The 13420-nt window shown below is 40.8% G+C and carries 12 protein-coding genes and 1 CRISPR repeat array; of the genes, 5 read left to right on the forward strand and 7 right to left on the reverse strand.

Translation table 11 applies throughout. The annotated features are described in order from the left end of the window. Nucleotides 1-3 precede the first annotated feature (3 nt). Entirely contained in the window at nt 4-2283 is a 2280-nt protein-coding gene (locus HC643_RS40680; protein ID WP_202048568.1) for a pentapeptide repeat-containing protein, read from the reverse strand. Nucleotides 2284-2694: 411 nt separating this feature from the next. Next, complete coding sequence (locus HC643_RS00140; RefSeq protein WP_038096066.1) at nt 2695-2997, reverse strand: hypothetical protein; 303 nt, start codon at nt 2995-2997, stop codon at nt 2695-2697. A gap of 415 nt (nt 2998-3412) precedes the next feature. On the opposite strand from HC643_RS00140, the gene HC643_RS00145 reads away from it, so the two are divergent. After that, on the forward strand, nt 3413-6535 hold the full coding sequence (locus HC643_RS00145; protein ID WP_038096067.1) for a sacsin N-terminal ATP-binding-like domain-containing protein: 3123 nt from the start codon (nt 3413-3415) through the stop codon (nt 6533-6535). Between the two features lie 150 nt (nt 6536-6685). Here the strand turns inward: HC643_RS00145 and HC643_RS00150 are convergent, their stop codons facing one another. Further along, complete coding sequence (locus HC643_RS00150; protein WP_167844584.1) at nt 6686-8449, reverse strand: pentapeptide repeat-containing protein; 1764 nt, start codon at nt 8447-8449, stop codon at nt 6686-6688. A 209-nt stretch (nt 8450-8658) separates the two neighbouring features. On the opposite strand from HC643_RS00150, the gene HC643_RS00155 reads away from it, so the two are divergent. After that, nucleotides 8659-8865: a hypothetical protein gene (locus HC643_RS00155; protein ID WP_137986013.1), complete on the forward strand. Its 207-nt coding sequence runs from the start codon at nt 8659-8661 to the stop codon at nt 8863-8865. Here the strand turns inward: HC643_RS00155 and HC643_RS40685 are convergent. Then, nucleotides 8824-9696, reverse strand: coding sequence for a GIY-YIG nuclease family protein (locus HC643_RS40685; RefSeq protein ID WP_038096069.1), 873 nt, complete (start codon nt 9694-9696; stop codon nt 8824-8826). The genes HC643_RS00155 and HC643_RS40685 overlap by 42 nt on opposite strands. A 69-nt stretch (nt 9697-9765) precedes the next feature. Further along, nucleotides 9766-10253: direct repeats of the CRISPR family, unit length 38 nt; unit sequence AGTTTCAATCCCTAATAGGGATTCGTATAAATTGCCAC. Nucleotides 10254-10431: 178 nt separating this feature from the next. On the opposite strand from HC643_RS40685, the gene HC643_RS00165 reads away from it, so the two are divergent. Further along, the gene (locus HC643_RS00165) at nt 10432-10722 is read left to right on the forward strand and encodes a DUF6887 family protein (protein ID WP_167844572.1); all 291 of its coding nucleotides are present in this window, start codon (nt 10432-10434) and stop codon (nt 10720-10722) included. Here HC643_RS00165 and HC643_RS00170 read toward each other — a convergent pair. The 3 genes from HC643_RS00170 to HC643_RS00180 all read right to left on the reverse strand — a co-directional run bounded on the left by HC643_RS00170 (nt 10716) and on the right by HC643_RS00180 (nt 12144). Next, nucleotides 10716-11027, reverse strand: coding sequence for a DUF6788 family protein (locus HC643_RS00170; RefSeq protein WP_038096072.1), 312 nt, complete (start codon nt 11025-11027; stop codon nt 10716-10718). The genes HC643_RS00165 and HC643_RS00170 overlap by 7 nt on opposite strands. A 396-nt stretch (nt 11028-11423) precedes the next feature. Beyond that, complete coding sequence (locus HC643_RS00175) at nt 11424-11639, reverse strand: hypothetical protein (protein WP_167844585.1); 216 nt, start codon at nt 11637-11639, stop codon at nt 11424-11426. Nucleotides 11640-11709: 70 nt separating this feature from the next. After that, nucleotides 11710-12144 (reverse strand): hypothetical protein, encoded by a 435-nt coding sequence (locus HC643_RS00180; RefSeq protein WP_038096075.1) that lies wholly within the window; start codon nt 12142-12144, stop codon nt 11710-11712. 379 nt (nt 12145-12523) lie between these two features. Here HC643_RS00180 and HC643_RS00185 point away from each other — a divergent pair, with 379 nt between their 5' ends. Both HC643_RS00185 and HC643_RS00190 read left to right on the forward strand, forming a co-directional pair. Further along, nucleotides 12524-12787, forward strand: a complete 264-nt coding sequence (locus tag HC643_RS00185; protein WP_038096076.1) for a hypothetical protein — start codon at nt 12524-12526, stop codon at nt 12785-12787. A 245-nt stretch (nt 12788-13032) separates the two neighbouring features. Next, complete coding sequence (locus tag HC643_RS00190) at nt 13033-13398, forward strand: hypothetical protein (RefSeq protein ID WP_050044964.1); 366 nt, start codon at nt 13033-13035, stop codon at nt 13396-13398. The last annotated feature ends 22 nt before the right edge of the window (nt 13399-13420 follow it).

Genomic DNA, 13420 nt, shown 5'->3' on the forward strand with positions numbered 1-13420 from the left:
AGACTATTTCTTTTTCAACACGGGAGTCAAATGCTCTGCAATGCCATCTAACTGAATCACGCTGCACCCAAGCTTGTAAGCAAACTCAACGGATTCTCCATTACCCAACGTACTGTAAAAGCCTGTTGCAAACTTAATGGCTGCAAGATCTCCTACTTCTTTCTTCATCCCAATTACGTAGGGAATGTGACGGGCGATCGCTTCCGCCTGTACTTGGGAATAACAAGCGTTGAGGATGACACATTCAATGTGGTTTGCAAACAACTCGAACAATCCAGCTAACGCAACGGTATCTACCAGCTGTACATTCCCAGTTTCATCTTCCAGCACCAAACCATCATCCGTACCGTGACCGCTAAAGTGGACGATTTGTGGCTTGAACTCCAGTAATGCTTGATACACGTCTTGAACTCGTACAGCCCAACGCTGCTTGAGGTCAAAGTAGTTTCGTTTTTTGGCTCGTTGCAATCCGGCATCAATTTCTCTGACCTCTTCGTCCAATCGTAATGACATTGTGGTTTTTGGATTGGCTGCCAGGATGAGAATTATTTTGGCAGGGGAGTTGCTAGCTTCGGTTTGAGCAACTGAGTTGTAATTTGTTATGTTACCGCCTACTTGATGGGCAGTGATGGTGTCAGTATTGATGATACCACCCGCAATTTGAGCGCCTTGTAAGTTGAAATTATCTACTCTTCTTGGCATGGTATCTCCTTGATTGTTATAAGTATTGGCATAAAAACTGGGACTTTGTAATGCCGTCACTACCATAGTTTCCAAACTGGCAATTCTGTTATCTTTTTCTGCTATTAGTGCTTTAATTTCTTGCTGTGCTAGTGCTTTTAGTTCGTTATAAATAGTGAAATATTCTGCACTGAGTTCGGACTTATCAGCTGTAGGGGAAGTTTTTGCTCTGAGTAAAAATTTATCTTCACCTTTGACTTCCATCCCTACAATCCGGAGTTCTGCTTCTGGATGGTTCTCGGCGAGTTGCTTGAATGAGATAGCGATCGCACGTGGGTCAACGTTGGAGTTATGGTAAAGGTCGAGGGTATCAACAATGGGTTTGATGAAGTCAGCAAAGTCACCGTCTTTAAATCTTTCGTCCCAGTTGTCAGGCTTGCGTCGGGGGTTAGGGTCGTCAGGGGTGGGAAGTCTCATAAAGACGTAGTCGCACTGCACATCATCTAATTTAGTTGTACCTGTAATACCCCAGTCTTCAATGTATGCTCCAGTGAGGATAGCTCCAGTTAAATCTGCACCATTGAGTTGTGCTTGCTTCAACTTTGCTCCAGATAAATTTACGTTCTGCAAGTTAGCGTGGTTGAGGTTTGCTCTAACAAAACTGGCATCTTGTAAGTTTGCTGTTTTTAGACTCACACCTTCCATATTCAAACCATCCAAGTTTTTGGCTTGTCCCTTAAGCGTAACAACTAATCGGCGAATTTTAGGGTTGGCTAGGTAAGTATTTTCTAAACGAGCTAGCTCGATCCATTTTGCATCTTTCCAGCAAACTCGCGTCAGATCCGCATCTCTAAAGTCAGTATTTTTGAGAATCGCCTCAGTAAAATCGACTTCCGTAAGATTTGCAAAACGAAACGATGTGCCTCCAAAGGCAGCAAGAACAATAGAAATTTGGCGAATGAAGTTTGACGCTCGATCGCCAGCTAATGCCTTTATAGCAATATAAGCACTTATAAAAATTGCGATCGCGGATATAATTGATGCAAAAGCTGCTTCTGTGTTGCTTGTATGAATCGAAGCGGATACTCCAACACCAACCATAGCAAAAATCACTACTCCATAAATTGCCCACATTTTAGTTGCAGTAACTGCTACAGTTGCAGCAATTGAAATAGTGACAATACCCAAACTAACTACGATGATTGTAATGACTCCTGCTATAGATCCAGCTAGTAACTCAGCAGTTACAGTACCAGATTTAACAACCCCAGTTCCTAGCGAAAACAAAATTACAAGAATCGTTATAGAAATAGATGTAATAGTAGAAGTTACTATTCCTCTAAAAATTGTTGCAATAAAAAAAAGGCTTAATAAGACTAAAATAGTAGCATTATGAATTGGTCTAGAACTAAAATCTGAAATGACACTTGCAGTGCCTCGTTGAAATACAGTGGCTGCTAAAGTTGAACAGAAAAATGAAACACTCAGCACTAAACCTGCAAAAGCTGGATTTAAGCCTGCTTTTGAATTATGAAAATTAGCACCTGTAAGATTTTTATTTTTGAAGGACAAGCTTTTGATATCAGCACTGCTCAAATCCATATCTACCAGAATATTTTTATTGGATTAAGGATTACTTATAAAAAGTAATATTTATAAAATAAATATGTAAATTTAATTTTCTTTATTTTACAATTATGTATGACTTATTAATGCTTCAATTAGTGCTATTCATACAATTTAGGTAAAAGTTATAATTTTATCAATCATAGCATATTTCAACTAAATGAGGTACAGAAGCGCAGGATACCCACCCACAAGATTTATCCTATTAAATGTGTAATTCATTTACTTGCAAAGTGCTGTAAAATAGCAATCATAAAGATTTCAAGAAAACTATCTCTTATTTAGAGATTCAAAAATCATTTCTAATTGCTATATAAAAAAAACGGAAATTTACGGTTCTTCAGTATCTGTTAATTTAGCATAACAAGTACTGAAGAACCAAATTTACTATCTACCACACCGCACAGTAATCCAATAGCCGTCGATTTTAATTTGACAAAACCCTTCTTTACCAGAGTCTTCAGCTATTGTAAATTCAATGATATATGCATCTTGAAGATTTCTCTTTTCAAGAACTTCATTAAAATCTTTGAGAATAGGTGCTTGGCTGGGTTTAACTTTGTCTGTCTTTTCCCCAACTTGGAATCCAATTACTTTAAGGTTGGATAAAGAGTACTTTTCTAAAATTTCCTTACTATCTTTTAGGATATTTTCAAGATTCTGCTCGAGTCTTTCTTTGATTTGTTCCATATCTCCTACCCCTTCTCATTGTCTAGACTTACATTTTTATACATCAAGTGTAGTTAATCTTCCGGATTTTCTGAAAAATATAGATTGGGCAGGATATCTTGGTATGGGATCGTCCAAGTGGTAATACATTTGTCTGGCATTAAGTATAAAGGCTTATGGCATATGTAATGGGTATACGACGATCGCCTAACCAAGCGTTGCAAGGGCGGAAGATTAAACCAACTCGCATCATCATTTGACCTGAAATCAGTTCTTAGAAAATGTGAAGGTTGCAATTTGTCGCATCTTCCCCGATCCCCGTAACTCACGCTCAAAAATGCAACTCAGATTTTCTCAGTGTTAGATTCTCAAACTTTTTGGGCAAGATAAACCTAACGTCTCTGTAATCATTATCAAGTTGGAGTTAGGAGTCATCATGTCCCGTTTTGACAAAAACGTTATTGCCACCTTAAACCGCATTGCCGCGCAGAAAATCTTTGAAAAGATGCGGATTTTAAGGATGTCATCTACAGAAAACTCCAAGAGACGGTGGATTTGGGAACTGTTACAAAATGCCAATGATAAGGGTGCTATTGATTTTCCCGATGAACAAGTTGCCGTTAGGGTAAGGTTGACAGATGATTCTATAGAATTCAGTCACAATTACAGCTATTTTACCAACAAAAATATTGAAGGCTTAATCCGTCAAATTAGTTCGGATGATAAAGACTGGGGAGACACGGATAAAACAGAGATGCCCAAGACGATAGGGAGATTTGGTACGGGCTTTTTGACCACTCACCTGCTGTCAGAAAAAGTCAACGTGAAGGGGCTTTTTCAAGATGAGGGCGTTCTTCAAAGATTTTCTTTTCCTCTAGACCGGAGTGGTAGGGAACTCAAATCTTTAATTGAGAGTATCAACAATTCCTTTGAAGAAGTCAACACGAGCTTAAACGATTCTCCGCATATTGAAAATCCTGACTTTAGCGCTTGCAATACCACATTCGAGTACGAACTTGATGAATCGGGTAAAGCGATCGCAGAAGTGGGATTGGACGATTTAGAAAATTCCCTTCCCTACACGTTAATTTTTATCGATAAAATTAAACGGGTGGAGATTGAAAGAAGCAATTGTGAAAAAATCGTTTACGAGAAGCAAGCACCCACCCATCTAACCAAAGATATCAAAATTGTTGAATTTGATAAAATTCAAGGCGATCGCATCCAGAAGCTGTACTTTGCTTGCCTGTCCGAAGAACTGACAAGTATAGCCATTCAAATTGATAGAGATGACAACCAGACATCTATTTTACCTTTTAATAACGAAACGCCCAAAATCTTCCTGGGCTTTCCACTGATTGGAACGGAAGACTTTAACTTTCCCGTTGTTATCAACAATCCCTTTCTAGAGCCGACAGAGCCCAGAGATGGGGTATTCCTTACCATGAAGAATGAAGAGAACATTATCAACAATAAAAAGATAGTCCGAGGCTGTGTTGAACTTTACTTTATTCTTTTACAATATGCGATAGATAACGACTGGCAGAACTTGTACTTACTAGCCAAAACGGATTTACCAAACCCGTTGGATTGGGTTTCTACAGATTGGTACGCGCAACACATCCAAAAAGTCTTAAGAGCTAGATTAATGCAATCTAGTATAGTTTATACGGACAACCCCCTGTACCCGAAAATTCAACTGGCAGAAGCTTTATTCCCCTACGCCAAGTCAAAATCTAAAATCTCAACCATTTGGGATTTTGCTAATGCGTTTTTGAGCGATTGCCTGCCCAAGAAAGAGCACATTGGGTTTTGGTACGAGATTATAGACAACAGTTGGGGGAAAGATTTACGCTACACTTTAAAGCGGCTGGTGGCTGATGTTGCTCGATTTTCAAATGTAACCCAACTGAGCGATAAAATTCATCAATTTGAGGAAGAAGCATTACATTGGCTGAACAAGCTGATTGGCTTTGTGTTATCCGAAGAGCGGGATTTATTAAGCGAGTTTGCTATTATTCCCAACCAGTATGGGGAATTTAAGAAGAGAGAAGAACTTTGGACAGATAAAGATATTCCCGAAGAACTTAAGGATATCTTAAAGATTTTACAACAAGACTGGCGCAGTAAGCTAAAACACAATCAAATTACCAGTTGCGAGTTAGCGATCGCCAAATCCATTCAAGATATTGTTGATTCTATCAACAGAATCATTAAAGAAAATACCAATCCCAAGGTAAAAGATGCTGTTTTGGGATTGATTGCGTGTTTTCCCGCAGATAGCAGTTTATCTAAGAATGGCGATGAAGTGTTGGGATTTGCGAAAGACTTTTACCCAACTCCAGACAAGAAAATATTAGCCAATTGGATACCGGGGATTTGGCAGGAGTGTCAGGAATGGTTTATGAATCAAGTCTGCCATGATATCGACATCAAACAGAACGTTGCCAATCTCGCAGAATATCTCAATCAAGATGCTTTAAAGTGGTTGAGCGATTTTGTGAAGTTTGCTGTCAAGTATAATTTTGAAAGTTACTTTATGAAGTACGCGATTTTACCCAATCAGAAAGGGGATTTCGCTTGTAAAAAGCAATTGTATGCAGACTTGGGAGTTGATGAAGAGTTAAAAGATATTCTAGAGGAATTGGGTGATGATTGCCGCAGTAGACTGTTAGCTGTTGAAATCGAACTCGACCTGGATGGGAAAATTCATACTTCAGAAGATATTGCCCGTGAAATTACTAAAAGAGTAGAAGCTATCTTAAAAAATGAAGGTCTTGATAAAAGAGAAGAAAGAAATAAACGAGTTTTTTCCAAGCTCTTACTCTGGTTTTATGAAAATGAATCTTTAGCAGAGAAGATTTTTGGCGATTTATACGACAGGCGTTATCGTTTGAGAAGCGATGAGGAAATCATTGAGGATATTAAATTCAGACAAGCTATTGTTAACAATAAAAATGGCTATACCGAGCAAGAGATTCTCGAATTAATAAACACTCCCAAAGAAGAGCTATTTCGGATTTCTCCCGAAGATTTTCACAAATTTGAACAGTGGAAGCACAATCAAAGCCAAATGGCTCAACAAGTGGTGCAAGAAGAGTACAAAGAATTGGTTACCCCTCAAGAATTGCTGACGCGGTTGTGCATCTATTCTCCCGAAATGCTGGAACTGGCTAGGAGACGATTTAGAGGGACGAGAATTTACGAATATCTCCGCTATATCCCTCATGATTTTGCCGAGTATCCTTACGTAGAAGCAATCATCAGACGTGCTAAAAATAACATCATAGCTTATTTGAGCCAAACAGATGGTTACAATTGCGATCGCTGGTACGAGCAAAGCACGACTGTCATTGGAGGAATTACGAAAAATGATAGACCGATAACAATTGTGGTAAGACCCTCAGATAGAGGACAAGTTATCCTCTTCTATAAAGAAGAATTCGATGCTTTGGAATATCCCGAAACCGAACTGTGGGTGGATAACGATATCAGGCAGGAAATTATCACTCTTGGCAGGGTCTTGAAAAATACGGGGATAAATCGGATACCTTTGTAGGGATTGTCAGGAGCGTTGGGGGCGCGATCGCTCGATCGCGCAAGCTGAAAGAGCGCTTATCGCAGCTTCTTGGTGGCGATCGCTTTGCTACAAGATAGGGCAGATCGCTACTCCTCCAACGCTTCCATATACAGAAAATGCAAGTACAGTTTACTCGTGAGTCGTGCCATCTGGCATGACAGTACCAGCGAGCTGTGCGTTCAGAAGGTTCGCACCAGTAAGGTTTGCGTCTTTCAAGCTTGCTTTTGTAAGATTTGCATAGCTCAAGTTGACCCCACGCATATCGGATGAAATCAAACTTGCCCCACTTAAGTTTAGCTCGCAGAGGTTAGCCCCGCATAAGTTAGTCTCGTTTAAATTGGCTCCACTAAAATTGCCTCTTAGTGTTACCCCAACTAAATTTACCCCTGTTAGAATGGCATCGTTGAATCTTGTATTACTAAATATTGCATTTCTTAAATTTGCCTTACTTAAATCTGCTCCAACTAGGTCAGCATTATTTAGATTAACCTGAATTAGATTTGAAGCTTTTAACTCTGCCGCTCTTAAGTTTGCAGAACTTAGGTTTACCTGGCTCATATTAGTTTTACTCAAATGAGCCGCTGCTAATTTTGCGTTGCTGAGATTTGCCTTACTCAAGTCTGCTTCATATAGATTTGCCGCACTTAAATCTGCTCCGACAAGGTTTGCTTCACTTAAGTCAGTTTGAAACAAACTTGATTGGATAAGTTTCGCATTCCTTAACAATGCACTGCTGAGGTTTGCTCCCTTCAAATTAGATTCGCTCAGGTCTGCACCTTCCATGTTTGCTGAATTAAAGTTTGCGCCTTGTAAATTTGCCCCAGCCAGGTTTACCTGACAGAGGTTGGCACCTGCTAAATTAGCATTTTGCAGTGATGCACCGGGGGCAATCAAATACGCACCAGCTTGAGTGGCGTTAAAACCTGTAGGAAAGATAGTCGTTGAGTCATAATAGCCGTGTAACAAATGAGTGCCTTCAAGATTAGCTCCTTCCAAATTTGCGTTAATCAGGTTCGCTTGACTTAAATCGGCATGGCTCAGGTCTGCCCTCATTAAGTTAGCCTTCTTCAAATCTACTCCGCTCAAGTTTGCTCTAAAGAGTTTTGCTTCATTGAGATTGGCAGAATTCAGTTTTGTCTTATGAAGGCAGGCATTATTTAAGTTAGCTCCAGTCAAGTTTGCACCAGATAAATCAGCCTCACTTAAATCTGCTCCTCTTAAATTTGCACCGCTCAAGTTATTGCTATCGAGTTTAGTGCGACTGAGATTTGCTCCAAACAGGTTGGCATTGCTAAAATTAATTTGGTTTAGAGTTTTTCCACTAAGATTGACTCCAGCTAAATTCATTCCGGGAAAATCTCTTTCTCCAGCCCTATAGCGACTTAAAAATTCTTCAGCACTAACGGGTATTTCGTGGTTGGGTTCCTCTGCTGCATAAATTCTGTTGACCAACCACATGATTCTCTCAATCTGGAACTCTCGATCGCTAAAAGCCCTGTTAATTTTTTCTGGTTCTGCTGCTAGCTCGATTTCTTCATCTAGAGCAGTTTCGGTAAGAGAATTTGCCTCTATCAAGGGTTTTTGGTTTTGTTGGCGAGCGACCGTTCCAGAAGGTTGTGTCACCACTTCAGAATCATCGGGATTGTTACTTAAATGAGATGAAGTTTGGATGCGCTGCTGTAACTCTACAATTTGTGCGGACAATTGCGCGATCGCCTCTTGTACGCTTTGAATTTGCTCTAATTCAGGTCTGTTGTTGAATTCTTGTTTGAGAGCATCAAAATATTTCTTAAGCCATGCAATATTTTGCCGCCGGAGATTTTGCTCCTCTTCTAGCTGTTTGATTCTAGAAGCTAAAGATAGTAAGTCTAATTCTGAATCAGAGGTATTCACAGATTTTCAGATGTGCCTGAGGACGGTGAGTTAGCAAAAGCTGTATTTGTCCAACTCTATATATAAATTGCCCAAAAGCGAGCTTGGAATAACAACCACAACCTCTGGCAGTGTACTTTGATCCAAAGAAAGACAACATAGTTATATTTTATACATACAAACTTCAATAGCATTGGCTCAATTGGTTTACAACCTCCAACTCCAAATGTTTGGAAACAAATCAGCAGCCTTGGAATAGAAAACCGGAAGCGATCGCTCGATCGCGCAAGCTGAAAGAGCGCTTATCGCATGACACCAGTCATATTATTGCGTGCGTATTCTTGCTGAAAGGGGATCGCGCTCCTGAGAAACGGCTTCTCAAGTTTGTAAAAGAGTCAGAGCGATCGCTCCGGTTCCTCTACCAAGCACTTCAGTAGATTTTTCCGATAATTGATATAAGCAACAGATCTTAGGGGTCTTTTACCTTCAAAATCTAGATAAGAGGACGCCTCTTCTAAAGAAAATTTATCAAAAATATTTAAGTCTGTTAATGCTTTTACCTGGATGCCAAGAAGTTCGGCAACCCCAGTATAATGCAAGTTAGCTTCGGGATTGTTTTCCAAATAGTTAAACAATTCCCAATCTACAATTAAAAATTCAAATTTATACGAATTCCAATTATATGTTGCTATCCACGCTGGGCTGTAAACTTGCTCATTCTTACCGCAATAATCTGTGTTATGAGTCCAAGCTTTCTTGATTTCATTTGCATACCGCTTTCTCATGGAGTTTTCTAAAATTTCATGGTCGTTAATATTTATTAAAATAATTATGCAATGTTTTCCCTCATTATCTTCATACTTACCAGCCACGATGGAACGAACTATCGGGAAAAGAGATGTTGGTTTGTTGAGAACTTTCAATAATCGCTTAATCTCGCGTTCGACTTGGGGCTGTTTCGGTAGATACTTTTTCACTTTACAACCGTTCAGTTCGGGCTGAAATAAGTTCACGTAATACCGTTCTTGTTCGTCCAAACAGTTAACAGGAACTTGTTTCCAATAAATCTTATGGCACAACTTGCGGTTTGACCGAATCAACTGGGGATACCTGTGATGGGTTCTACCAGCCCATCTGTTTTTGAGATTGGCAGCTTGACCTACATACCAGACATACTGATTGGCATCCGCGATCGCGTAGATTCCAGAATAAGAAGGTAAAAGATGCCGTTCCTCAAATCTGACATTTGGCCAATTTGTCCATTCCATAACTTCTATATAGGAGACTGACGTAGGGGTAACTCTTTTAGAATGCCCACTAGCGAGTCCAATGAAGTCAGTTTCAATCCCTAATAGGGATTCGTATAAATTGCCACCCAAACTGGTTGCAGTTTTCTTCGGAGTCGCCTTTGGTTTCAATCCCTAATAGGGATTCGTATAAATTGCCACTTCCCTTTTGCGATAGCTAATAGATGGCATAAAAGGACTGCGTTTCAATCCCTAATAGGGATTCGTATAAATTGCCACTGCGATCGCTTGCTTGTCAGCAACTAAAAATGTCATAATTGTTTCAATCCCTAATAGGGATTCGTATAAATTGCCACTTTAGCCATCGTGTTTGGCTAAAACCAAGTTAATAAAAAAGTTTCAATCCCTAATAGGGATTCGTATAAATTGCCACTTTGCCGTAGCTGGCGCGATCGCTGGTGGGTTTGAGTTTCAATCCCTAATAGGGATTCGTATAAATTGCCACGCAAATTTTTTGGCTTTCCCTAATGTTTCTCCTGAAGTTTCAATCCCTAATAGGGATTCGTATAAATTGCCACCCCTATGCAAACACGTGTCTTCCGGCGGGACTCCGTTCCCGATTCAAATTCGGCACACGCCGTAGTAGCGTAGCCATTCCAGGCATTGCGATCCGGCGGGACTCCCGCAGTCAGTCGGCTTATCGCTTTTGCTCAACGATCGCGCCCCAAATTAATGACAAATCTAGATTTCCAATCAATGACCAAAGCTCAGCTAAGAGCATACGTCCTGACAAACCGAGATGATGACGAAGCATTCCATGTATATGTGGACAAAGTTAGAGAATCTCCAAGAGTGGAAATTACATCCGAGGAGCAATTCGAGCAATTGGTTCGGGAAAAGACTCTCGAACGGGCAGAAGAGGCTGAATCTATGAACGTCAAACAAATGATTGTGGATGAAATGGAAGGCTGCCCTAACTACGAACTTCTAGAAGTCTTGAGTCATTTACGAATTGTTAAAGCAAGAATCAATAAGTTGGGTTATTGAGCCATCCGTATCGCACTCAAGTCTTTCAGATAATAACTGCGATATTTACCACCATTACGAAATCTCAGATAGGGATAAGGACCATACCCGTTTATCTTCTTCCATTCAATTCGCGAACCGCCGCGAGAACCGCAACGGGGTGATGGTGTTGTTGATGGAGTGGCATCTTTTTCATCATCGAGTGCTTCTAGTAGTGCCTTAAGGGCAAGTAATAATTCCTCTTGTTCCGGTCTTGTCAATTGTACGGCTTGTTGGAGGACGCTTTCTACAGTCGGTTCGGGTTGAGGTTTTTTGTTCTTGGGCATGGCGTACTTAGGGTGCGGTTGTCAGCAGATTTCAATGAGGAGCGCACCCTAAGTATTTGCGTCTTGGATTATTAGGGTGCAGTTAAAGTGCGTTGGCAAGTAGTTTTTGGTTGCGAGCGCACCCTAAGTCATGGTTTTGAGCAGTACACTTAGGGTGCGGTAACAACATAAGTCGTAATTCGTAATTCGTAATTCGTAGTTAAGAATTCAATTACGAACTACGAATTGGAGCACTCGCGACTTGACTTAGGGTGCGCTCACAGGGGGGTTTTTGGTCGGGAACGCACCCTAACAACTGAATTTGGAGTGGACAGGACGTTCTTTACTCAACTTTTGTTAGGGTGCATTTGGAGTGTTGTTAGGGCGATGAATGCACCCTAAGAACCGCGATCGCTCTTACAATCTAGGGCGATCGGCAAATTCGTTGACCTTGATATCCAAGACAAACTGCACCCAGAGATGGGCTTTCTTACCGTTCCGGTCGCTTTTAAGAGCGTCCCACTGTTTTTGTATCCAATCGGGAGTGTGAGCGGGAAGTTCGGATTGTGCCCAAGCAATTGCATCTGATGGTGTTTTCCAAGATTGCCATTCCTTGGCTGTAGGCTGAAACATTTTTCTGACAGTGACGAGTGCTTTGACTAAAAAAAACTTGTTTGGTGGGCAAAAAGCCCACCAATGACTTTTATGCCGGGACTCCATTGAGAGTTTGTAGCTCACTTGTTTTGAGCAACTTCCATTCGGTCACCGTTAACTCGTCAAACGGTTTATCTAATAGCTCGAAAATTGAAACGGGCTTTGTGCAAGTCTCAAACAGCCCTGCGGCAGCTTCATAAGGAGTGCCGTAAATCCGGTCAGTTGTACTGTTGTGCCACGTCCCTTCTAAGTTTATAAAAATATGCCCGCATTCAATATTTCCAGTCAGGACTCGGTATGTGCCTTTAGAGGCAATAGGTTCAAAAGTCATGGTCCCACAGTGAATAAGTTCAGAGGCAATTGATGTTATGTCAATTGCCAGATTGCAATGCTCAAGGACTATCTCCCGGTCTTGATTTTCCAAGCCAAACTGTTGGGAGGATGACTGGGACTGGCTTTTATATGTTGCTTGTATTTCAGTCATGGTTACAATAAAGGATGCTTAATTTTGTAGTCCCTAGCAGTTAGCCTGCCGGGGTCTTTTTGTTTGAGGTTGTAGTAGATGCTGTCTGTGTAAACCGCGAGCAAGATTTTCGATAGTGGCGCTTACTGCCCTATTGCTCGTGACTCCCAGTACCGGGCATTTAATCCAAATATGTGAGGGACTTATGCTCTGAAACTGATAAGGCGGATAATTGTTAAATTAGACTATGTCTAGACGAAAGTCAACAGTTTTTCTAGCTTATTTATAGACAGAAGGGGAGATGCCCTGTAACAGTTTGAGGGAAAATAGACATGGAATAGACAGCTTGTCTGCCTGGAGCTAAACTGGGAGTACAAACTTTGTATTGCAATAAATAGACATGACGTACAGCAAGCAACGAAAAAACGGGTCAACTGACAGAGAAGGACAAATCAACTTTCGCTACGACAAAGATAAAAAAAAGCGCTTGTATGCTATGGCTGAAGAAGAAGGAATATCTGTGAGTCAGTTACTAGCAACCTGGTGTGATGAATATATTGGGGAGAAACCAAAATCTCGGGTAGATTCGGAGGCAAGACTCGCCAGACTTGAAGAGATGATGCAAACCGCACTTGAAAAACTGGAGGGAAAGTCAGCAGCTTGACGCAAGAAAATCTCTTGCTCAAGCAAACCCTAGCAGAAATTAAACACAAGGTAAGTGCTTTCGACTTCAGTGAAATACTTCCTGAAGAGCAAAATCTAAGCCCCGAATCTCCTCATTCAAAATGTTAGATATTGTCTATAAACCTCTTGACTTGTCACTATAATTTGTCTAGATTATTACAATAAAGCCTCTAGCAGCGCCTGAGAAACGAGCTAGAGGTTTAGACAATATCTATCATTCTAACAATGAATAACCAAAACGTATCAGATAACGAAGATTTCGACCAGCCCCAACAACCGCAACCGCGTGCGATAGCAATTCCCAGCGATTGGGATCTACCGAAGTTCAACAAACTGGGTTTGCTCACCCAACAAGGCATAATTATGGGAATGCAGTATTACGCTTTAGGGACTAAGCTGGCATACTCCTACAAACCGGGCTGGCGCTACTACGTTTCTCGCAGTCCAATGTCTGATGACACGGATTTACTAGACGAATCGGAAATCAACCTGCTCCATCCCAATGAATTGCGTTCTGAAATAGAGGCAGAAATCCAATTTCACCTTAGCAAAATAGCTTTTCTCAGGGAACAGTTACAACAGATGGGTTAAGTCTTTAGCTTAAAGTGACTTA

It is taken from the genome of Tolypothrix bouteillei VB521301, from assembly GCF_000760695.4.
Classification (GTDB): domain Bacteria; phylum Cyanobacteriota; class Cyanobacteriia; order Cyanobacteriales; family Nostocaceae; genus Scytonema; species Scytonema bouteillei_A.